The organism is Pantoea deleyi (assembly GCF_022647325.1).
GTDB lineage: Bacteria > Pseudomonadota > Gammaproteobacteria > Enterobacterales > Enterobacteriaceae > Pantoea > Pantoea deleyi.
The window spans coordinates 2,137,181-2,159,480 of record NZ_CP071405.1 but is presented as its reverse complement, the minus strand read 5'-3'; the positions used below and the strand labels follow the sequence as shown (position 1 = coordinate 2,159,480).

The 22,300-nt window shown below is 59.3% G+C and carries 18 protein-coding genes; 8 read left to right on the top strand and 10 right to left on the bottom strand.

Annotated elements, in window-relative coordinates; genetic code table 11:
- Positions 1-81: 81 nt before the first annotated feature.
- The 3 genes from glgX to treZ are packed head-to-tail and all read right to left on the bottom strand — an operon-like array spanning position 82 to position 6,524.
- Entirely contained in the window at positions 82-2,157 is a 2,076-nt protein-coding gene (glgX, locus tag J1C59_RS10115) for a glycogen debranching protein GlgX (protein ID WP_128086684.1), read from the bottom strand.
- A 57-nt stretch (positions 2,158-2,214) separates the two neighbouring features.
- On the bottom strand, positions 2,215-4,743 hold the full coding sequence (treY, locus tag J1C59_RS10110; RefSeq protein WP_128086683.1) for a malto-oligosyltrehalose synthase: 2,529 nt from the start codon (positions 4,741-4,743) through the stop codon (positions 2,215-2,217).
- Positions 4,740-6,524, bottom strand: coding sequence for a malto-oligosyltrehalose trehalohydrolase (gene treZ, locus J1C59_RS10105; RefSeq protein ID WP_140917053.1), 1,785 nt, complete (start codon positions 6,522-6,524; stop codon positions 4,740-4,742). Before treZ ends, treY begins: the two co-directional genes overlap by 4 nt.
- A 420-nt stretch (positions 6,525-6,944) precedes the next feature.
- Between treZ and J1C59_RS10100 the strand changes: the two genes are divergently transcribed.
- The gene (locus tag J1C59_RS10100) at positions 6,945-7,235 is read left to right on the top strand and encodes a hypothetical protein (protein WP_128086793.1); all 291 of its coding nucleotides are present in this window, start codon (positions 6,945-6,947) and stop codon (positions 7,233-7,235) included.
- 52 nt (positions 7,236-7,287) lie between these two features.
- On the opposite strand, the gene J1C59_RS10095 is transcribed toward J1C59_RS10100, so the two are convergent.
- Entirely contained in the window at positions 7,288-8,544 is a 1,257-nt protein-coding gene (locus tag J1C59_RS10095; RefSeq protein ID WP_128086792.1) for a mechanosensitive ion channel family protein, read from the bottom strand.
- Positions 8,545-8,768: 224 nt separating this feature from the next.
- Here J1C59_RS10095 and J1C59_RS10090 point away from each other — a divergent pair, with 224 nt between their 5' ends.
- Positions 8,769-10,433: a methyl-accepting chemotaxis protein gene (locus tag J1C59_RS10090; protein ID WP_140917052.1), complete on the top strand. Its 1,665-nt coding sequence runs from the start codon at positions 8,769-8,771 to the stop codon at positions 10,431-10,433.
- Between the two features lie 69 nt (positions 10,434-10,502).
- Here J1C59_RS10090 and katE read toward each other — a convergent pair whose 3' ends face one another.
- Positions 10,503-12,767, bottom strand: a complete 2,265-nt coding sequence (gene katE, locus J1C59_RS10085; protein ID WP_128085630.1) for a catalase HPII — start codon at positions 12,765-12,767, stop codon at positions 10,503-10,505.
- Positions 12,768-13,157: 390 nt separating this feature from the next.
- Between katE and zinT the strand changes: the two genes are divergently transcribed.
- Both zinT and J1C59_RS10075 read left to right on the top strand, forming a co-directional pair.
- A complete protein-coding gene (gene zinT, locus J1C59_RS10080; RefSeq protein ID WP_128085629.1) occupies positions 13,158-13,808 on the top strand; it encodes a metal-binding protein ZinT in 651 nt (216 codons plus the stop codon).
- A gap of 300 nt (positions 13,809-14,108) precedes the next feature.
- The gene (locus J1C59_RS10075) at positions 14,109-15,116 is read left to right on the top strand and encodes an apurinic/apyrimidinic endonuclease family protein (RefSeq protein WP_128085628.1); all 1,008 of its coding nucleotides are present in this window, start codon (positions 14,109-14,111) and stop codon (positions 15,114-15,116) included.
- Here the strand turns inward: J1C59_RS10075 and J1C59_RS10070 are convergent.
- The 3 genes from J1C59_RS10070 to J1C59_RS10060 all read right to left on the bottom strand — a co-directional run bounded on the left by J1C59_RS10070 (position 15,109) and on the right by J1C59_RS10060 (position 17,432).
- On the bottom strand, positions 15,109-15,972 hold the full coding sequence (locus J1C59_RS10070; protein ID WP_128085627.1) for a glucose 1-dehydrogenase: 864 nt from the start codon (positions 15,970-15,972) through the stop codon (positions 15,109-15,111). The genes J1C59_RS10075 and J1C59_RS10070 overlap by 8 nt on opposite strands.
- Before the next feature lie 63 nt (positions 15,973-16,035).
- Positions 16,036-16,884, bottom strand: a complete 849-nt coding sequence (locus tag J1C59_RS10065; RefSeq protein WP_140917051.1) for a manganese catalase family protein — start codon at positions 16,882-16,884, stop codon at positions 16,036-16,038.
- 290 nt (positions 16,885-17,174) lie between these two features.
- A complete protein-coding gene (locus J1C59_RS10060) occupies positions 17,175-17,432 on the bottom strand; it encodes a biofilm development regulator YmgB/AriR family protein (RefSeq protein ID WP_128085626.1) in 258 nt (85 codons plus the stop codon).
- Between the two features lie 537 nt (positions 17,433-17,969).
- Between J1C59_RS10060 and J1C59_RS10055 the strand changes: the two genes are divergently transcribed.
- Positions 17,970-18,194, top strand: a complete 225-nt coding sequence (locus tag J1C59_RS10055; protein ID WP_128085625.1) for a hypothetical protein — start codon at positions 17,970-17,972, stop codon at positions 18,192-18,194.
- Between the two features lie 94 nt (positions 18,195-18,288).
- Here J1C59_RS10055 and J1C59_RS10050 read toward each other — a convergent pair whose 3' ends face one another.
- Entirely contained in the window at positions 18,289-18,540 is a 252-nt protein-coding gene (locus J1C59_RS10050; RefSeq protein WP_128085624.1) for a hypothetical protein, read from the bottom strand.
- A gap of 339 nt (positions 18,541-18,879) precedes the next feature.
- Here J1C59_RS10050 and umuD point away from each other — a divergent pair, with 339 nt between their 5' ends.
- Complete coding sequence (gene umuD / locus J1C59_RS10045; RefSeq protein ID WP_128085623.1) at positions 18,880-19,299, top strand: translesion error-prone DNA polymerase V autoproteolytic subunit; 420 nt, start codon at positions 18,880-18,882, stop codon at positions 19,297-19,299.
- A gap of 244 nt (positions 19,300-19,543) precedes the next feature.
- Here the strand turns inward: umuD and umuC are convergent, their stop codons facing one another.
- Complete coding sequence (gene umuC, locus J1C59_RS10040) at positions 19,544-20,806, bottom strand: translesion error-prone DNA polymerase V subunit UmuC (protein ID WP_140917050.1); 1,263 nt, start codon at positions 20,804-20,806, stop codon at positions 19,544-19,546.
- A gap of 349 nt (positions 20,807-21,155) precedes the next feature.
- On the opposite strand from umuC, the gene J1C59_RS10035 reads away from it, so the two are divergent.
- Positions 21,156-21,431: a hypothetical protein gene (locus J1C59_RS10035; RefSeq protein WP_128085622.1), complete on the top strand. Its 276-nt coding sequence runs from the start codon at positions 21,156-21,158 to the stop codon at positions 21,429-21,431.
- A gap of 197 nt (positions 21,432-21,628) precedes the next feature.
- Complete coding sequence (locus J1C59_RS10030) at positions 21,629-22,243, top strand: TetR/AcrR family transcriptional regulator (RefSeq protein WP_128085621.1); 615 nt, start codon at positions 21,629-21,631, stop codon at positions 22,241-22,243.
- Positions 22,244-22,300 lie beyond the last annotated feature (57 nt).

Below are 22,300 nucleotides of genomic sequence, written 5' to 3'. Positions count from 1 at the left end.
AGCCTGGCAACGATCGCCAGAAATTCAAGCGCAGCGCAGAATACGCTGCGCCTGATGCGCGGTTTTTAACCCGATTCAGCTCTACGGGCGTCTGAACAGGGCAAAACTGCGGCCTTCCAGCTCGAAGTCCTTCTCTTTGGTGATCACCAGACCCCGTTTCGCCACGTCGCTGGTGGTCAGCTCCAGCACCCAGCCGCCTTCGCCAAACTGCGGAATGCGGAAGGGCACATTGCCTTCGAACGGATTAAGCAGCATCAGGACGTCATGCCAGATACCCTCTTCGGTCTGCAGATCCGGCCGCCCGATGTAGACGCCCAGCGTCGAGCCCTCATCCCACTGCTCGCTCTGCTGGAACCCGCCCCCGGCGTTGAACCATTTAATGTCCATACCGTCGCGCCAGTTCTCACGGCGCAGCAGCGGCTGCTCCGCGCGTAACCGCAGGATCTGGCGGGTGAACTCGCGCAGCGCCTCGGCGGACTCCGGCAGGTTCTCCCAGTGCACCCAGGAGATTTCGCTGTCCTGACAGTAGCCGTTGTTGTTACCCATCTGGCTGCGGCCAAACTCATCGCCCGCCAGCAGCATCGGCGTGCCGTGAGAGAAGATCAGCGTGGCCAGGAAGTTACGCTTCTGACGCTCGCGTACCGCGTTGATGGCCTCATCGTCGGTCGGGCCTTCGGCGCCGTAGTTGTACGAGCGGTTGTCGTTGTGCCCGTCGTTGTTATCTTCACCATTCTCCGCGTTGTGTTTGTCGTTGTAGGACACCAGATCGTTGAGGGTGAAGCCGTCATGCGCGGTAATGAAGTTGACGCTGGCCCAGGGGCGGCGGCCGTGCTGGTCATAGAGATCGCCGGAGCCGAGCAGGCGGGCCGCAAAGTCCGTTGAGACGTTATTGCCTTTCCAGTAGTCGCGCACGGTGTCGCGATACTGGTCATTCCACTCGGCCCAGCCGGGCGGGAAGCTGCCCACCTGATAGCCGCCCGGTCCGATATCCCAGGGTTCGCCAATCAGCTTCTTCTGCGACAGGATCGGGTCCTGCATAATGGCATCGAAAAAGCCGCCGCGCGGGTCGAAACCGTCCGGTTCGCGGCCAAGAATGGTGCCGAGGTCGAAACGGAAGCCGTCGATATGCATCGACTCAGACCAGTAGCGCAACGAATCGAGCACCATCTGTAGCACGCGCGGATGCGAGGTGTTGACGGTGTTACCGGTGCCGGTGTCGTTGATGTAGTAACGGTGCTGATCGGGCATCGTACGGTAATAGGAGAAGTTATCGATGCCTTTAAACGACAGCGTCGGGCCCAGCTCATTCCCCTCGGCGGTGTGGTTGTAGACCACGTCGAGGATCACCTCGATCCCGGCGTCGTGGAAGGCGCGCACCATGTCGCGGAAGCCCTGAATGCCGCGCGGCCCGAAGTAGCGGGTGGCCGGGGCAAAGAAGCCCAGGGTGTTGTAACCCCAGAAGTTTTTCAGCCCCTTATCCAGCAGGTGCTGATCGTCCGGGAACCAGTGCACCGGCAGCAGTTCGACCGAGGTGATCCCTAAGCTTTTGATGTAGTCGACGCTGGCTTTGTGGCCCATGCCGTCGAAGGTGCCGCGCAGCTCCGGCGGCAGCGCGGGGTTGAGCTGGGTGAAGCCCTTGACGTGGGTTTCATAAATCACCGTTTTCGGCCACGGCACGCTCGGACGGTTGTTGTCCTGCCAGTCGAACTCATTCGGGTCGATAACCCGGCACTTAGGCGTAAACGGTGCGCTGTCGCGACTGTCGAACGTCAGATCTTTATCGTCATGATAGAGATCGTAGGCGAAGTGCGCCTCGTTCCACGCGATGTCGCCCGCCAGTTCGCGGGCGTAGGGATCGAGCAGGAGCTTGTTGGGGTTAAAGCGATGACCATTTTCCGGATCGTAAGGGCCATAAACCCGGTAGCCATAGAGTGCACCGGGCTTCAGGCCCGGAACATAGCCGTGCCAGATTTCATGGGTATACTCCGGCAGCTCCAGACGGGCTATTTCCGTCCTGCCGCTGGGATCGTACAGACAGAGTTCAACCCGCTCGGCGTGGGCGCTGAACAGGGCGAAGTTGACGCCCTGGCCGTCAAAGTTGGCCCCCAGCAAATGGCTGTAACCCGCCGTAATTTCAAAACGCTGACTGTTTGACATTCATGCCTCGTTATTCAGTGAACAGAGTGACGCGTAATAAAGGAATGCAGGCCGGCGTTACTCCGCCACCAGGACGGCGCACCACTGCGACGCCAGCGCCGAAAGCGGTAACTCATCCGCCACGGCCAGCGTTTTGCCGGTCAGCCGGTCGCGATAGGTGCGCTGGCTCAGGGCGGCCGGCAGGGCGAGATGCGTCTCAGCCCAGCGTTCTGCCGGTGGCTGATCGAGATTGTCCGGCAGCAGGTCAAAGACCCGGCGCGAGACGACGACGATCACCGCCTGTTGCTGGAGAGTGCGGGCAAAGGCCAGCACCTTATCCTGCTGCGCGCCCTCTGCGGAGAGCGGCAGATAGTCGCCACGGCGGAACAGATCAGGCTGCTCCTGACGCAGCGTCAGCACTCTGACGATCGCCTGCTGATTGACCTGGCCGCGCAGCCAGTGCGCTTCGCCGTCGTCGTACCGTGGCGTCTCAAGCATCGCCGCCAGCGCATCGAAATCGGGCTCGCGACGGTTGTCGGGATCGACGAGGCTGAAGTCCAGCGCCTCGCTGCCCTGATAGATATCGGGTACGCCCGGCGCGGTGAGTTTCACCACCGTCTGCGTCAGGCTGTTGACCAGTCCGGCACGCATAAAGGGCTGCAGCGATGCACAGAACTCCTCCAGGAAGGCGCGGTTGGCCGGCGCGAGCAGGTGACGCGCATAGCCCAGCACCGCCTCTTCATAGGCGTCGTTGTTATCGGCCCAGTCGGTACGCAGTTTGGCTTCACGCAGGGCTTTCTCTACATAGACGACAAAGCGCGCTTCCAGCGCCGCCAGACCTTCCGCATCCTGCGGCTGCAAATCGGTCGGCCAGACACCCGCCAGCGCCTCATACAGCATCCACTCCACGGCGGGTTCGGGTGCCGGGCCATCTTTCAGGCGCACCACCTTGTCCGCGTTCATCGCGCGCCAGCGGCTCACGCCGTCGGCCCAGCGCTGCGGCGCTTCGGTCAGGGTATAGAGGCGGGCACGGGCATCCTCGCCGCGCTTGGTGTCATGTGTGGAGGTACCGGAGAGCGCATCGGGCTGGTGCTCGCGTCGTGCCTGCATCTCGGCGTGAAACTGATCCAGCGAGAAGTGACGCGCCAGCGGCTCAGCGCCGACCTCATTCAGCGCCAGCGCCATGTGCTGACGGAAGAAAAGGGTATCTTCCACCGATTTTGCCATCAGCGGCCCGGTCAGCTGCTGGAAGCGGGTACGGAACTGGCTGGCATCGTCGCGGGTTGAGTCGGCCGTTTCCGCTCGCAGAATCGCGGTGAGGAAGTCGAGCGCCTGGCTGTCGGGCGCATGCGCGCTGGCCTTGACCTGCGTCACGACCTGCTCCAGCAGCGCGGTATCGGCAGGCGTCAGCCCCTCCGGCGTGCCGTAGGTGCGATAGACCGGGAACGCCACCAGCAGTTCGCGCAGCGCATTTTTCAGGGGCGTTTCCGGCTGCGGCGTGCCGCCGGTGTCAGCAATCTTCAGAGCCAGCTGCAGCAGACGGTTAAACTCACCGGCGAAATTGCGGTTCGCCATCAGCAGCTTGGCCGCGCGCAGCTCCGCTTTCATATCTACGGTTTTGCCGATCACCGCCTGATACGCCCTGCGCAGGCCGCTCAGCCGCTCGCTGTCGACCAGCAGGTTGGCGAGGGCGGCCATAAACTCATAGCCGGTGGTGCCGGATACCGGCCATGCGTCAGGCAGCTGCTCATCGTCGCCCAGAATCTTCTCCACGGTGAGATAGCAGTCGGGGCCTGCCGCCTGGCGTAACTGCGCCAGGTAACCGTGCGGATCGGCCAGGCCATCCACATGGTCCACACGCAATCCCTGCACCGCGCCGCTGTGGACCAGTTCGAGGATCAGCTGGTGGGCGGCATCGAAGACGGCGGGATCTTCCACGCGCACGCCCACCAGTCCGGTCACTTCAAAGAAGCGGCGGTAGGAGAGGTCGCTGGGGGCATCGCGCCATGACATCAGCCGCCACGGCTGCTGGTCATGCAGGGCCGCGATGTCGGCGGCGTCGCGCAGGGCCAGTACCGCCTCCTCGCGATCCTGCCAGGTGTGCGGGGCCAGCGGATAGAGGTTGTCGAAGTAGGCCAGCGCCGGTTTGCCCGTCTCTGGGTCGCGCTGCACGCGGATGTCGCCCTTTTCCAGCTCCGCCTCAAAGGTGTCGCCGAGGAACGGCAGCGTCAGGCGGCGTGACCAGTCGATATCAAAATAGTGCGCGTAGCGGCTCTGTTCGCCATGCTCGATCACATCGCGCCACCAGGGGTTCTCCAGCGAGGCGGCCATATGGTTAGGCACAATATCCAGGATCAGCCCCAGCCCGGCGGCCTTCAGGGCGGCGGCCATGCGGTCAAAACCTTCGCGGCCGCCGATCGACGGCTCGATCTGGTTAACGTCGGTCACGTCATAGCCGTGAGTTGACTCTGCAGTCGCGCTGAAGATCGGCGAGGCATAGAGATGGCTGATCCCCAGTGTTTTCAGATAGGGCACCAGCGCCGCCGCGCGGTCAAACGTCATGCCGTTACGGAACTGGATGCGGTAAGTCGCGGTTGGAATGTTCATTCTGCTTCTCTCTTAGCCAGACGCACCAGGATAGCGTTGGGGGGCAGTTCGGTGCCGGCCTGCGGCCAGGCAAACAGGGTGTCGCCCGGCAGATCCGGGATCGGCTGCGCGTGGCTGCCGACGTTCAGCGCCAGGGACAGCGTGCCCTGCGGGAAGTCCCAGCGCACCGCGAGGAAACCTTCCGCCGTGCTCACGACCTGACCGGCATCGCCGCCCGCGTCACGCAGCAGCGGCACGATATGTGTCTGACGCAGGGCCAGCAGCTGGCGCGTCAGCGTCAGCCACTGCTGACCTTCCGGCGTCCCGGTGTGCGACCAGTTCAGTTTTGACTGCTCAAAGGTGGTGATGTCGTTGGGATCCGGCACGGTTTCGCCGTGACCCGCATGGCCCTCAAACTCCCTGGCGCGTCCTTCGCGGACGGCTTTCGCCAGATCGCCGTGGAAATCGGTAAAGAAGAGGAATGGCCGCGTTTCGCCATACTCTTCGCCCATAAACAGCAGCGGGATATGGGGGGAGACCAGCAGCGTTGCCAGCAGGACCTGAGTGCGCGCTGCGCCTGCCAGCGTGATCAGGCGGTCGCCCTGTGCGCGGTTCCCGGTCTGATCATGGTTCTGAATGAAGTCAACGAAGGCGACGGGCGGCTGGCTGCTGCTCTTCACGCCGCGCGGTTCGCCCGACTGTTTCGACACTTCGCCCTGATAGACGAAGCCCTCGGCCAGCGCGCGTGCCACCCGCTGTTCCGGCCTGTCGGCGAAATCCTGGTAGTAGGCGTGATCTTCCCCGGTGGCCAGTACGTGCACGGCGTTATGGAAGTCATCGTTCCATTCGCCGGTGAAGAGCGGCGCATGGCCGTTTTCATCGCGCGGATGCAGGAAGGTGACGTTGCGGCAATCTTCGGTGGTGAGGTGGACAGGACGATCGGTAATGTCGGCGCGAATGCGCTCGGCAATCTCGACCAGCACATGCTTTTCGCTGGGATCGTCAATCTGATCGATCGCATCGAAACGCAGGCCATCCAGATGATACTCCTGAAGCCAGTAGAGCGGGGCTTCCACGATGTAGCGGCGCACCGCATCGACGTCGTAGGCGATCCCGGCACCCCAGGGTGTCTGACGCTCCTTGTGGAAGAAGTCGGGCGAGAGCAGCGGCAGATAGTTGCCCTCCGGCCCGAAGTGGTTCAGGACGATATCCAGCACCACCGACAGCCCATGACCATGCGCGGCATCAATAAAGGCTTTGAAATCGTCGGGCGTGCCGTAGGCGGCATGCGGCGCATAGAGCAGAACGCCGTCGTAGCCCCAGCCGCGGTTGCCGCCAAACTGCGACACCGGCAGCACCTCGATCATGGTGATGCCGGTCTCAGCCAGCATCGGCAGCTTCTCAATGGCCGCCCGGAACGTCCCCTCAGCGGTAAAGGTGCCGATGTGCAGCTCATACACCACCGACTCTTCCCACGGCCGTCCCTGCCACTCGCTGTTCTGCCAGCGATAGGCTGCCGGATCGATCACCAGCGACGGGCCGCTGACCTCATCTTTCTGCGCGCGGGCAGCGGGATCGGGCACGGCGGTGCCATCCGCCAGTACAAAATCATATTCGGCATTGGCGGCGACACCGGTGACCCGGGTTTCGAACCAGCCATCCGCCTGGGGTGTCATCTCAATATCCTGACCCGAGAGCCGCAGCGTGACGCGCTGCTGGCCGGTTGCCCAGAGGCGAAAACGCACCTCGTCGTCGGCAACCCGTTCTGCGCCCCAACTTTTAAAAAAAGATTTGGATTCCATTCAGTTGCCTCATTTAGCCTGGAAATGCACGATGGCAGCCATCGCACGAAAAGGATGTTGATGATACAAGCGTCAAAAAACCGTAAAGCGATCAGCGAGACCAGGATGCCAGGTGGGCTGGCGCGTCTCTTCCGGCCAGAAAGCCGGACAGGTATTCAGCGTGATACCGCGGGAAGCCAGCGTTGAGACCGTTTCCATTGGGTATACAGACAGTAATCATAGACTAAGATGTTGCAGTCGCAGGACGGCGGGGCATGGCGGGGCATTAATTTATGTTAATTGCGCTGAAACCGGCGTCACGCGGTGCAAACGCGTCCGGGCAGGCGCAGAAAATCCTGCCGGACGGTGCGGATGCACTCTACGCTTAACCATGATGGCACCGGTCACACCGGCGCCGCTGAACTTTGAAAAGGATATGACGTGAGGAAATGCGTTCTGTTAGCTGTGCTGCTGCTTTCCGCCTGTTCTAACCGGGTCGGACACCGGCTGGACAGCGGTAATCTGCAGCATATTCATGCCGGTCAGACCACCCGTTCGCAGCTGATCGCGCTGTTCGGGCCGCCCGACAGTGAAACGCCCTATACCGACGGGCAGCGGCTGCTGAAGTGGACTTACAGCGAGGCGCGTACCCTGAACACCACCGAGGGGCAGACGCTGACCGTACAGATGAAAAATGACAGAGTGCTGAATTATGCGCTGAGCAAGAGTTAACCGGCCCGGCCGTTGCGCTGCCCGGTGACGGCTTGCCACCGGGCACAATCGGTCAGAATCCGCTGTTCTGCGGCGCCTCCCGGCTCTCTGCGCGCGGCTGCGCCAGCCGGGCAAAGTCGGAGCCAGCCGGATGCTGGTAGATCTGCAGCGAAAAGAAACGGGTCATCGCCGTGATGTACTCAAAAATCGCGGCCTGGGTATTCTCATAGTCGGCCCAGTAGATGGAGGAGGTGAAGCAGTAGACCTCCACCGGCAACCCCTCCGGCGACGGCTTCAGCGGCCGCACCACGATATACATCTCTTTCTGAATGTCATCACGCTGCGCCAGCCAGGCGGTCAGGAACTTACGGAACACCATCAGGTTGGTAATGTTGTTTTCGATAAACCAGCGGTCGCCGACGGCGCTGATATCACGTCCATCCAGCAGCTCCGTGATCGCCTCACCGGCCAGGCGGATCTGACTCATCGCCTGCAGCATCTCCTGATTCACAAAGGTAATCGACTTCTGGTCGAGCCAGAAGCTGCGCATGATGCGCCGGGCGCCGGAGGAGAACATCGCCTGCCAGTTGGTGTAGGTCTCGGTCAGGAAATTTTTGGTCGGGATGCGCGACAGGGTGTTGTCCCAGTTGCGGATGGTGATGGTGTGCAGCGCAATATCGATCACCTCGCCACTGATGTTTCTGTCCGGCATCTCAATCCAGTCGCCCAGCTGCAGCACGTCGTTGGAGGAGAGCTGAATATTGGCCACCAGCGACAGCAGCGTATGCTGGAAGATTAACATCAGCACCGCGGCCACCGCACCCAGCGAGGAGATGATAATCGCCGGTGACTTGTTGGACATGATCGCCAGAATCATGATCGCGGCAATGATATGCACCAGAATTTTACCAATCTGGATATAGCCTTTGATCGAGTGATTTTTGCGTTTGGACTTGCGCGAGTAGGAGTTGTTAACGATCTCCAGCACTTCATTAAAGAAGATCGACAGATAGATAAAGAACAGGATGCCGCAGATGGTCTGAATGGCCACCTTCAGATTTTCAGGCAGGCCCGGCATAAACTGCAGGAAATTGTAGACCACAATCACCGGCACAAAATTCGACAGTTTCTGAGAGAGGCGGATGTCTTTATCCAGCGGCACGCCCTTTTTATGGCTGCTGAAAAAGACCTTCCTGATCACTTTGACGATGAAGAATTTGCAGATCAGGTGCGTGATCATGCCCGCCATCACCAGCAGCAGCAGGCTGAAGCTGATCGACAGCACCCGGTTTCCCTCGATAAAACTCATCAGACTCTGAATGTAATGCATGATAACCACGTGCGAAAAAGAGGAGGGGCGAATTCAACCACAGCAGGAGGGCGGTTGTTAAGCGCCGAATGCGCTCAGGTTCCGCCGCCGCGCTTTTTTCTGTCGCAGGCCACGCGCGGCCACCGTTTTTGTCCTCTGTGCGCGGCACTGACTGCGCGCGACGCTCAGATAAATGGCGCACCGGCCGATAACGATCTTATCTCCTCTGACATGAGCCTCTGGACATGCTAAAAAATCTTAAAATTACGCACGGCATTCTGACCATCCTTGCCCTTTTTATTACGTTACTGACCCTGACCAGCTTTCTGTTTTATAACGGCGTCTCAAAGGCCGATAAAAACTTCGTGGCGGCCGAACAGCTGACGCTGCAGCAGCAGCATCTCAGCGATGCGGTTAAAACCCTGATTAAAACCCGCGTCACCATCAACCGCGTGGCAATCCGTTTCCTGAAAAATCAGCAGGACCCTAAATCGCTGGCGGCGATGGCGGCGCTGCTGGAGCAGGCGGGGCAGTCTGCGGCGCGGGCCAACGCGGATTTCAACGCGTGGCAGGTGATGCCGCGCAGAGCCGGGCAGAGTGAGGCGCAGTCGGCGCAGGTTGAGAAAGCCTACCAACAGATGCGTGACACCATGCTGGCCTCTATTACCTTCCTGAAGCAGGGCAACTATCCGGCCTACGGTAACCTGGAGGCGCAGGCGGCGCAGGATCAGCTCGACAGCGCCTATGAGGCCTGGCGGGCGGTGAACATCCAGCTGATGAAAGATACCTCCCTGCATAACCAGCGCAGCCTGACGGATGCACTCTGGGCGCTGCTGACCATCGGCCTGATCACCGGGGTGATCGGGGTGGCGGTCTGGACTGGACTGCAGACGCTGCTGATTGGCCCGCTGGCCAGGCTGACCGGCCATATGCGCGCCATCTCTGCGGGCGATCTCACCGCGACGATCCAGCCGGAAGGCCGCAACGAAATGGGCCTGCTGACGCAGGAGCTGCAGCAGATGCGCGACGCGCTGGTGGTGACCATTACCTCGGTTGATGAGGCGACCCGCTCTATCTTTACCGGTGCGGCGGAAATTTCGGCCGGCAGCACCGATCTCTCCTCCCGCACCGAGCAGCAGGCGGCCGCGCTGGAACAGACCGCCGCCAGCATGGAGCAGCTGACGTCTACGGTGAAGCTCAACGCGGATAATGCCCGGCAGGCGACCACGGTGTCGAAAGAGGCCTCGGCCACGGCGCAGCAGGGCGGGGAAACTGTCGCCCGGGTTATCGCGAACATGGATCAGATCAGCGAAAGTTCCAGCCAGATCGCCGGGATTACCGCCATTATCGACAGCATTGCCTTCCAGACCAACATTCTGGCGCTGAACGCCGCCGTGGAAGCCGCGCGCGCCGGTGAGCAGGGCCGGGGGTTTGCGGTGGTGGCGGGCGAAGTCCGCTCGCTGGCCGGACGCAGCGCCAGTGCGGCACAGGAGATCCGTGGGCTGATTGAGCGCTCCGCCGAGCGTATCAAAACCGGCGCCGGTCATGCTTCACTGGCGGGCGTGGCGATGGAGAGCATCGTAAACTCGGTCAGCCGGGTAACGCAGCTGATCGAAGAGATCGCGGCCTCCTCCACCGAGCAGACCCGCGGCATTGAGCAGGTCTGCATTGCGGTGTCGGAAATGGATGGGGTGACGCAGCAGAATGCCGCGCTGGTGGAGGAGTCCGCCACCGCCGCCGCCTCGCTGGAGGATCAGGCGAGCACCCTGCGTAAAACGGTCTCGGTGTTTAAAACCGGCAGCCTGCAGGCGGCGTTCTCCGCCGCGCCGGTGGCGAAGGCGAAGGCGCTGATGGTGCCGGCTCGTCAGCCTGTCGCCGCCACGGACAATGATAACTGGCAGAGCTTCTGAGAACGGCCGTGATTCCGCTGTGCCATAAAAAAACCGCCCCTGGGGGCGGTTTTTTATTCGCGGCAGGTATCAGGCCGGCACGGACTGCGCCTTCTGGCTGCGTGACCAGACGCGGTGCGCCTTCATCGCCTGCGTAAACGCAGACATCAGCGCGCTCTCCGCCGAATCACCCTGCACGATACCCTCTTCCTGATCGCCATCGTTCAGGCCGAACTGCGCGTTAAAGCGACGCGCGTCGCCCACCAGGCCGATCACCTTGAGGTGCTTGTAGGCCTCCAGCAGGAAGTAACGGGCATCGCCGCTTAACAGCAGGGCGTCGATGTTGCCATCCGGCACGATGACGGCATCGAAAGTCAGTGACGGCAGACCGGCGAAGGTCGCATCCACCGGCAGCACCGAACCATCATCGGCCCGGACCTGGCCCATGTGCGGCGCCAGCAGTTTGGCGTGAACGCCTTCCGCCTTCAGCGCCTGCAGGATTGCCAGCACATCGGCAGCTTTCACGCCGTCGCTGAGCAGCAGCGCCACCTGGCGGCCTTTGATCTCTCCACCCGGCACGGCGTAGAGGCTGAGGCTCTCATCCTGAGTCAGGCCGTTCACCGCCGCAGGCGGCTGAATGTTGCGCTGCTCGTCGGTCAGCGCGATACCCAGGTTATCCGCCACGCCCTGCGCCAGTTTCAGGTCGATGCGCGCCAGATGATCCACCACACGCTCACGAATATAGGTGCGGCCCACTTTGCTCAGCTCGAACGAGTAGGCACCGATGATGTGCTGCTGCTCGAACGCCGTCTGGCTGTTCCAGAACAGACGCGGCTGGGCATAGTATTCGCCGAATGACGGGCTGCGCTCACGTACCTTATGGCCTTCCACGCGCTCCTGATAGCTCTCGAAGCCGCCGCCTTTCGCCGCCGGTGGGGTTTCACGCGGCCAGTTATCGTTGATGGAGTTCGGCTCGTAGTTCGCCGGATTGGTATCAATATCCTGACGATGCATCCCCTGACGCTGGAAGTTGTGGTAAGGGCAGGTTGGACGGTTGATCGGGATCTCATGGAAGTTCGGCCCGCCCAGGCGGCTGATCTGCGTGTCGGTATAGGAGAAGAGACGGCCCTGCAGCAGCGGATCGTTGGAGAAGTCCAGACCCGGAACGATATGGCCCGGATGGAAGGCCACCTGCTCGGTTTCCGCAAAGAAGTTGTCCGGGTTGCGGTTAAGCACCATCTTGCCGACGATCTCGACCGGCACCAGCGCTTCCGGGATCAGCTTGGTGGCATCCAGAATATCGAAGTCATATTTGAACTCATCCTCCTCCGGGATCAGCTGCAGGCCCAGCTCATATTCCGGGAAATCTCCGGCTTCGATCGCTTCCCAGAGGTCGCGACGGTGGAAATCGGGATCGCGACCGGTCAGTTTCTGCGACTCGTCCCACAGCAGCGAGGCTTTACCGGCCACCGGCTTCCAGTGGAAGCGGACAAAGGTCGCTTTGCCTTCGGCGTTGATCAGACGGAAAGTATGGATACCAAAGCCTTCCATGGTGCGGTAGCTGCGCGGGATGCCACGGTCAGACATCGCCCAGATCACGTTGTGCATGGTTTCCGGCTGCAGGGAGACATAGTCCCAGAAGGTGTCATGGGCGCTCTGGCCCTGCGGGATCTCGTTGTGTGGCTCCGGCTTAACGGCATGCACAAAGTCAGGGAATTTGTGCGCATCCTGAATAAAGAACACCGGCGTGTTGTTGCCCACCAGGTCGAAGACACCCTCTTCGGTGTAGAACTTGGCGGCGAAACCGCGAATGTCGCGCACGGTATCCGCTGAACCGGCACCGCCCTGAACCGTGGAGAAACGGACAAAGACAGGCGTGGTCTGCTCCGGATCACTGAGGAACTGCGCTTTGGTCAGATCTGTCAGTGAGCGGTAAGGCTGGAAGTAGCCATGGGCGGCCGAACCACGGGCGTGGACGATACGCTCCGGGATACGTTCGTGGTCAAAGTGCGTGATCTTCTCACGCAGGATAAAGTCTTCCAGCAGCGTCGGCCCGCGCGACCCGGCGGTCAGGGAGTTCTGGTCGTTGGCGATGCGCGTGCCCTGATTGGTGGTCAGCGCCTGATGGGTGCCGTTTTTCCGGCTGGCTTCAAGCTGGTCAAGTTTGGCGTTGTGTGTCTGCGGAGCTTTCAGGCTGCCCGGTGCGGTAGGCTGTTTGCCGGGCGGTGTCGGTTCAGCGGGGGGCTGATGCGAACCATCTTTGGGGGCCAGCGATCCCAGACCCGGTTCTGAGGATTCGGGACCGGTGGTGGGGGCACGTTCACTCAGGGGTTTCTTCTCTGTATCTTTCGACATTAATCCATGCTCCAGCGGTTGTTTAACTTTCGACGACACTAAATATAGAACAACCTGAACAATACTGAGGATTAAGCGGCCATTTAACTGCGTCGCGCGTTCCTTTTTTGTCCGGATAAAAACCGCCGCTTATCTCTGCGCCTCTCCTGTCGCTACGCTTATCGGGGCCGCATGCCGTCTGGCTTAGCGGCGAGCCAGGCCGCGCCCGCCGTACGGGCAACCTGGTTCGGGTGCGTCCGGGCGTCGTCCGCCAGCGGGCCAGCGCAGGAGCCGGAAGCGGTCATCGATCGGTAAGTAAAATTAACGTCACAACCGGAAACTTTTCGTTGAATTAAGAAATGTTATATCATAACATTTTGCGCCATTGTAACAGCGAGTGAGGATAAGGTTTTGGCAAATCAGACAGGTCAGTGGATTGGAGTGATCGGGGCGCTGTTAATCAGCCAGCAGGCGCTGGCGCACGGCACGCACGCACAGGGTAAACCGTTGTCTGCGATGGAGCAGAAGGCGGCAGAAGGGGTTTTTGCTGACAGCGATGTGAAAGATCGTCCGCTCTCCGACTGGGACGGACTGTGGCAGTCGGTCTATCCGCTGCTGCAGAGCGGTGAGCTGGACCCGGTCTGGCAGAAGAAGGCGCAGCAGACGCCCGGTAAAACAGCCGAGGCGATTAAAGACTATTACCGCAAAGGCTACGCCACCGACGTTGCGACCATCGGCATCGAAAACGGCGTAATGGAGTTTCACGTCGGGGAGCAGGTCAACGCCTGTCACTACCGCTACGCGGGCCATAAAATCCTGACCTATACGTCAGGTAAAAAAGGGGTGCGTTACCTGTTTGAGTGCCAGGATGCCGGCAGCAAAGCGCCTAAATTTGTGCAGTTCAGCGATCACACCATCGGCCCACGCAAGTCTGCGCATTTCCATATTTTTATGGGCAACGTGTCGCAGCAGGCGCTGCTGACGGAGATGGAGAACTGGCCGACCTATTACCCTTATCAGATGACCAATCCGCAGGTCGTGGATGAGATGCTGCATCACTGAGTGGGGCAGCGGCCCGGCTGATCCGCGCAACACGGCGGGTAGTTAAGCGTGGCCGGGCACGGCTTTCTCACGACCCCGACCGGGCTCGTTTCGCGGCCCGGTCGGCCATCAGAACACGTTTCCACACACTTTACAGAGCGAAGGGGCCGGCCCAGGCGATCGCCGCACGCTGCGGCGGGCAGCCGCGTCTCCCCCTCTGTCAGCCGCCTGCTGCGGTTATTCTGCTCAGTGCCGTGGCGCACGACTGGCCGGTCGCCAGCGGCCTGTTACACTTCTGATAAGCATAAATCAGGAGCAGACATGAAATTAGGCTTTGCATGTAAGTATCTCAACCCCGAGGGTAAACAGTTTTTCCCGTTTCGCGCGACCACCCGTAAACGCTTCTTGAGTTTATCGCACGACGAGCGCTATCAGCTGCTGTATGAGATCACCGTCACCAACCTCAATCATCTCTTCCTGACGCTGGAGCAGCTGGCGACCTTACCGCCGTCCCTCAGAATGATGCGTATCGGCAGCGATCTGCTGCCTCTCTACACGGTGCCCGAAGCCGCACCGCTGTTTGCTGAATTTCTGCCGGCCCTCCATTCACAGTTTGCCCGCTGCGGCGAGCTGGCGCGGACGCATCAGATCCGGCTCTCCTTCCATCCGGGGCAGTACACCGTGCTGGCCTCCGACAACCCTGATGTGGTGACGCGCGCGCTGGAGGATGTGGAGTATCACACCCTTTGTGCCTGCCTGATGGGCTACGGCAAAACCTTCCAGGATTTTAAAATCAACATCCATATGAACGGCAAAGCGGGCTTCGACGGCTTTAAGCAGTCGTTTAACCGGCTCAGCCCGGAAGCGCGGCGGATGCTGACGGTGGAGAACGATGAGATCTCCTGCTCGCTGGAGGATGTGCTGCAGGCGGCGCCGCTCTGTCCGGTGGTGCTGGATATCCATCATCACTGGGTAAAAGAGAGCGCGTTTATCCAGCCCGATGATGCGCGTGTGGCAAGAGTGATTGACTCCTGGCGCGGCGTGCGTCCGGTGCTGCACTATTCGATTTCGCAGGAGGGGATCATTCCGGCACAGGGCTGGCCCGATCAGCAGCAGCTGGGGGTGAGCAAAAGCAAACTGCGGGCGCACTCCGATTATTTCTTTAATCCGACGCTGAATGCGTGGGCGCTGTCGTTCCGGGAGTTCGACATCATGTGCGAAGTGAAGATGAAGAATCTGGCGCGCGAACCGCTCTTCGAGTGGGGGATAGCGCAGCAGCTGGTGGCCGACCCGCAGGCGGAATCGGCCGGGGAACAGCCGGTTAAATAATGGCGACGCCGCCGGTCACGGCGAGGGTGGCCCCTGAAATGTAGCTGGACTCATCGCTGGCCAGCATCACATAGGTGGGTGCCAGCTCCGCAGGCTGACCGGCACGCTGCAGCGGCACTTCGCTGCCGAAATTCTTCACCTGCTCAACCGGCATGGTCGAGGGGATCAGCGGCGTCCAGATCGGACCGGGTGCGACAGCATTGGCCCGGATCCCTTTTTCAGCCAGCAGGGCCGCCAGGCCGCCGGAAAAGTTCACGATGGCGGCCTTGGTGGCGGAGTAGGCGAGCAGCTTCGGCTTCGGCTGGTCGGCATTGATGGAGGCGGTATTAATGATCGACCCGCCCGCCGGCATATGCCGCGTGGCCGCTTTGCTGAGGTAGAACATCGCATAGAGGTTGGTCTTCATCGTCCGATCAAACTCATCATCGCTGATCGCATCCAGCGATTCGCGCGTCATCTGATAGGCCGCGTTGTTCACCAGAATATGGATTTCGCCAAACGCCTCGACTGCCTGGTCGACCAGCGCGTTGCAGTGTGACGCCTCGGTAATGTCGCCGGGCACCAGCAGCGCCTTCTGGCCCGCTGCCTCAACTCGCCGGGCGGTATCCTGCGCATCCTCATGCTCATCAAGATAGGAAATCAGCACATCGGCACCTTCGCGGGCAAACGCAATGGCAACGGCCCGGCCGATGCCGGAGTCGCCGCCGGTAATAATCGCTTTTTTACCCGCCAGACGGCCTGAACCCTGATAGCTCTCTTCGCCGTGATCGGGCTGAGGCTGCATCGCGGCGGTGCTGCCAGGCCAGCTCTGCTGCTGTTCTGCGAAAGGGGGCTGTGGACGCTGAGTGGATGACATGACGTTTTCTCCATAAAAGACAGGGTAAGCTGGTCCGGGCATCAGGCCCGGACCGGTGCGCGATCAGGGTTTTGGTGGGGTGATGCCGTCAATCTGCTCTGACTGGGCGCCGGAACCGGGACGGGCGTTACCGAGCAGCGGCTCATCGCCCAGAATATCGGGCTGCTGTTTCGCGCTGAACTGCCCCCGGCCATCGTAAGCCGGACCGCTGCTCCAGCGGCCTTCCGGCAGCGGCTTATCCAGCGAGGTATTCAGGCAGTAATAGGCGTGCTCCTGCGCTTCATGCTCCTGCGGGAAGCTGTTCGGGATCGGCAGCGAGGCGTTCAGACCGCCCATCTCTTCGATGACGGCCAGCCACTGCTGCTGGTGCAGGGTGTCACGGGCGATCAGGAAGGAGAGGAAATCCTTCATGCCCTTATCTTCGGTCATGTTGTAGAGCCGGGTCGCCAGGACGCGGCCGGTCGCTTCTGCGGTGACGTTCGCCAGCATGTCGGCGGCCACGTTGCCGGAGGCGTAGATGTGGCTCATATCAAACGGCATGCCGTTGGCGTTGACCGGCATCGCCGCCAGCCCCGACGAGAGGATATGGCGCGGATTCATGCCGCCCAGAATGGCGTTGACCACCGGATCTTTCGCCGACGCTTCCTGATACGAGAGCGGGGCGCCTTCAAGGTTCAGTGCCACGGCGTAGCCCAGCATTTCGATATGGCTCAGCTCTTCCGTCGCGGTCGAGATCAGCAGATCGCGGATCCGGACATCTCCCCGCGCGCCCATCGCCTGGAAAAAATATTGCATCGCTACACGAATCTCACCCTCGACGCCGCCGATGGCCTGCTGGAGCAGCATGGCAAATTCAGGATCGGGTTTTTCCACACGAACCGGGAATTGAAGTTTTGATGAATGATGAAACATGATTATTTTCCTCGTCTGTGTTTGCAGTGGATGCAGAAAAAGCCTGGACACAGATAACGGATAAATAAAGCGGAACGAGAGCAATTAACCGGGATTAATGGTGAAATAATCGGCAAAATAGCCTTTAAGCGGAGCGATATAGGGTTATGTGTGCGGCGTCAGCACGGTGCCGGGAAGGGGATGCAGGTGCGGGGAGGGGCAGAAATAAAAAAGCCCCAAAAAATGGGGCCGATTCCGGTCGGGAAATGCATCCGTGCTAATTCGCGTTCCCTCATAACAGACACAGGTTATCAGCTGGCGCTGGTCACCGACGCGCGCTGAAGAACGTGTTCAAGCGCCTGACGGTAGATATCCTGCTTCATCACGTCACGTTCGCTCTCCAGGTGGTGAATCAGGCCCAGTACGATATCTTTATCGGAAACGTGGGCTTTTGCGCGAGCGAGTTCGGCATGGACGGCAGTAATGACCTGCTGTTCCGTGCTCAGCGCGGTACCAGAGTTCATGAAGTAATCAGAAATCTGAGACTCTGTGTTCATCGTTGTTTGCATGGTCAGGCCTCATAAAAAATTGGGGAGACAGGTTTATTGCGGTCCGCTAAGCGACTGACGCAAAAAAAATTGCATCTGAAGGTGGAAATCCACAACACCTTCAGATGCGGTGCAAGGCACCTTTCGTTACGAGTGATTTAATATCACGAGGTAAAGTTATACAAGATTGGCAAACTTGTACAACGAAATTTGACAAAAATTTTCTGGTCGGTGGTGTATCTGAAATGCATCTTTAAGGGCGATTATGGCGATAGTTCTATTAAACTATCAAATACAATGGGTTATGATTATTCTCTGTGAGCGGGGGATTTCAGGGGCTGGCGATGCAGGATATTTTACCGCTACAGCAGGGTGCTGAACCGCGTTTCTGACGGCGGATCGCCGCAAAACCTGTACAGGTTTCAGGGCGGAAAATGTGCAGGATCGTATCCGGCTGTCGCATTCCTGTCCGTCCGGCACGCGGCTCAGCATAATTCACTTCACACCTCCGGTTCAGACAGCTAAGGTTGACCCCTTATCCATTACAAGGAAACGATCATGGTCCACGACTATTTCGCGATCCCCGCTGCGGGCATCACCCAGGAACAACACAAACGCGCGGTTGCTGTCGCGGCTGCGCTCTCTGTCGCAAAAGAGTCCGTCAGCGCCTCAACTTCCGCAACCGGCTCGAAGACCTCCTGGGATCTGCAGGCTGTGGCGAATGAAATAGCGAATCTGGCCGATGCGATTCAGGATGCGCTGGAGAGTGACAGCGGAATGTAATGCCGGGACGTGCGCCTGACGCGGTGGCCGCAGGCCGGGGCAGCGTTCAGCCGTGCCGGTTCAATCCGGCAGGCAGACGCTGCCGGAAGGGCGTTTATTCCATGCCGGGAGGCTCATACTTAATATACTGCCGCAGGGCATCATGAATGGCCTGATTATTTCCCTCGTCCAGTCCGCGGTCGGCATATTCCTTCGCCAGCGCCGCCAGTACATCGTCAAATTTGCCTTTGTAATTGAGATTATTCAGCGCTATTTGCTGCCCCAGTATCGCCTTTAATACCGTGGTCTCCACCGTTAGCTGTGCCACCGTCTCTTCCAGTTTTCTGATGCGCTCGTCGTCTGCCATAACTCCTCCATGCCTGAAAAAAAAGCAGAATAACCCGCTCACCGGTCATATTCAAACCGCTCTCCGGACCGGAAAGCGGATGTCAGATTTTCCTTAAGTCAGAATCATTCACGGCGTCATTAATAAGTGGCATTACTGTAAGCCGATGACGGAAATATTTCACCGCTGCGCTGAAAGTAACCCGTTTTTGTTTACTATCCCGGCAATGAAAAAAGGGCGATTAAAAAAAAGTGTCGGGTCATCAGAGGCTTTACTTAAAAAAGGGCCAGGTCACTTGATTAAAAGGGGGAATAGCTATTACTGTATTTATATACAGTAATCTGAAAAAGGAGTGAAATTGTGGAATTCATTAAACCTGCGGACATTCGCGCTATCCTGCCTCTGCCGCTCTATATCGAACGTGTGCCCTGCGGCTTTCCCTCTCCGGCGCAGGATTATGTTGAGCAGCGCATCGATCTGAATGCGCTGATGGTCCAGCATCCCAGCGCCACCTATTTTGTCCGCGTCAGCGGCGAGTCGATGATTGAGGCGGGCATTAACGATGGCGATATGCTGGTGGTCGACAGCTCCCTTACCGCCGCCCACGGCGATATTGTGGTCGCCGCCGTCGACGGCGAGTTCACCGTTAAGCGTCTTCAGCTTCACCCCTGCCTGCAACTGATGCCGATGAATACTCAATTCAAACCGATCGCTATCCGGACCGAAGATGTGCTGGAGGTGTTTGGTGTTGTCACCTTTGTGATTAAAGCGACGCACTGATGCGGTGCGCGGTTTAACGCAACGCCGCCGCCCGGATGCGGGCGCGAGGCGCATTGCCGGTGAGCCTGAGGTTCGCGCAGGCTCACCGGCAGGCGATCTCTCCGGCGGCATGCAGAGCGCCTCTCTCCGCCAGAGCGCGCGCGAACAGGTCGTGAACTGACCCATCCAGGGGCTGCCTGTGACCCGTGCGGCCGCGGCTCTGTGAACGTCTCAGCGGCCGGGTGCTGGCTCGCCAACGCTGCCGCTATTTTGCGACAGGCAGATCCTGATAGCGGGTGGTATAGGCCGGAGAGAGCATGTCGCGCTTCATCGCCCAGGCCTTCTGGACACCCTGACCGGCAAACCACAGCTTCGCTTTGCCACTCTGGTTCAGGCCATCGACCACGCGCATCAGCGCCTCACTGTCAGGGCGGGGCTGAAACTCATCAAAAAGAGTAAGCTGCGTCACGCCCTGGCTGTAGAAGTCACCCAGCGTGACGCCCGCCTTCATGTAGCGGCAGCCCTCCAGCCAGATACGATTCAGCGCGTCGATCGCCACGCGGATGATGTCACGGGTATCGCAGGTCGGAAACGGTAACTGCGCCATCGCCTGATTGCCATAAAAGGCTTCGCCCTCCGCATGCGGACTGGTGCGAACAAAAACGGTCACCTGGCGACAGTACTGCCCCTCCAGACGAAGTTTCTCGGCCGCTCTTACCGCATAGTTGCAAACCGCTTCCCGCATGTCCGCATAAGTCGTGATGCGCGCTGAAAAGGAGCGGGAGCACATGATCTGCTGTTTAGTGGGCGGGCAGGACTCCAGATCCAGGCATGACTCGCCGCGCAGCTCCCTGACGGTGCGCTCCAGCACGACATTGAAGTGCTTCCGGATCACCCAGGTGCTCTGGTCCGCTAAATCTTTTGCGGTCATGATGCCCATACCATTCAGTTTCTGGCTGATGCGGCGACCCACGCCCCAGACATCCTCCACCGGTATCAGCGCCATCAGCTTCTTCTGGCGTTCCACACTGGAGAGATCGACGACACCGCGCGTTTTTGACCACTTTTTGGCGGCATGATTAGCCAGTTTTGCCAGGGTTTTGGTTTGCGCAATACCGACACCGACGGTCAGATGAGTATCCTGCTTAATGCGGTTACGGATCTCGTGTCCGAACTCTTCCAGCACACGGCAATGGTGAACCCCGGTCAGATCGACGAAGGCCTCATCGATTGAATAGATCTCAACGGCAGGAGAGATCGCCTCCAGCGTGGTCATTATCCGGTTACTCATATCCGCGTAGAGCGTGTAGTTAGAGCTGAATACGTGCACATTCAGGCGCTGCAGCTCATCTTTTATTTTGAAATAGGGCGCACCCATTTTTATTCCGAGTTTTTTTGCCTCGGCGGAGCGGGAGATAATACAGCCATCGTTGTTACTCAGAATACAGACGGGCTTTCCTCTCAGATCGGGCCTGAAGACGGTTTCGCACGAGGCATAGAAGGCGTTGACATCAACCAGGGCGAACATCAGCGACCTGCAGCCTGCGGTGGATAATCAGCAACCTGCTGGTCTGTCATGCGGTGACGGGCGCGGCATGATGGGAGCAGAACTGGGTGAGATGTTGCGGGTCTGAAAACGAGCATAGCCTGGCCTTAATAATAGCTGTATATAAATACAGTATTACCGATTGGCCGTTTCGGTCAAGCCAGCAGAGGCGTTCACCCTTTCATTTCCTGAAAAGGGGGAAGGGGGCGCTGAAGGACGTCCGCTAAAAGCTTTTTTTAACACGCGTAAAATGATTCGGGAGGTTATGCTTTTCCTGGTTCGATGAGCAGTTAATCATCGGGTTGTTAAGGTCTGTAACCAGGTAGATATCATGAATTTTACCCAGTTTGAAGCCAGAGTGAGGCAGTGGCCCGCCATCTCTTTCACTACCATCATCCTGTCCCGTCATCATACCGACTATGAGATCTATGCGATCGACGATAGCAGCGCGGTAAAAACCCGGCTCTATTTATGCCAGGCGGATAACGAAAATCATGCCAGCCTGTTAATAAAGCAATTCACCTTCTGGCTGATGAAAATCAATGCTGCGCAGCGCGCCGGGCAGGAAGAAAAAGGCAGCACAGAGATACCGTTATTGTCTGAATAAGCGCAAATTGGGCTACGGCGGAGCCCCTGCCGGAGAGGGGGCAGAACCAGCGGATACGGGGTCTGCGGGCAGCATGGCCGGTGGCGGGACGGGTGCAGATGACGCGCTGTCGCGCCAGCCATCTATACTTGATGCCCGTGCCTGGGATAGAATCCCTGTCGATTTTGACAGGAATGCACGATCTCAGACCGGTAACGATGATCACGACAGCCATAGCGCATAAAAACAGAGAGCGGGGACGCCCCAGAGAGTTCGATATCGAACAGGCTCTGGATAACGCCATGACCGTTTTCCGGCAAAAAGGGTATCACGCGGCCTCGATAACCGATCTGGGTGAGGCGATGAACCTCTCCGCAGGCAGCATCTACAAAGCCTTTAAAGATAAACGTTCGCTGTTCCTGCTGGTGTTCGAGCGCTATCTGGCGCTGCGTAACGCCGATCTGCGTCGTCGTCTGGCGCCCTGCGTCAGCGGACGGGAAAAAGTCACCGAACTCCTGCAGTTCTATCTGGACTCGGCCCGGGCAGCAGAGGGACGGCGCGGCTGTCTGGTCGTCGCCAGCGCGATTGCGCTACAAACCCTGGATGCGGCGATGGCACAGCGCATCAACGACGTGGTTCAGCGTAATCAGCGCTTTCTGGTGACGCTGCTGGAGCTGGGGAAGAAGGATGGCTCAATCGATAATACGCTGGACAGTGAAGCGGCAGCTGGTCTGATCCTCTGCATCGCCTTTGGTATGCGGGTGGTGGGCAAGGTCGGTGACGTGACCAATGAGCAGGAGACGCTGGCACTGGCACTGAAAGTGCTGGGATAATTGCGGTCAGAACGCCCGCCATCCTCTGCGGCCTGCCGCTTTCGCAACGGGCTTCTC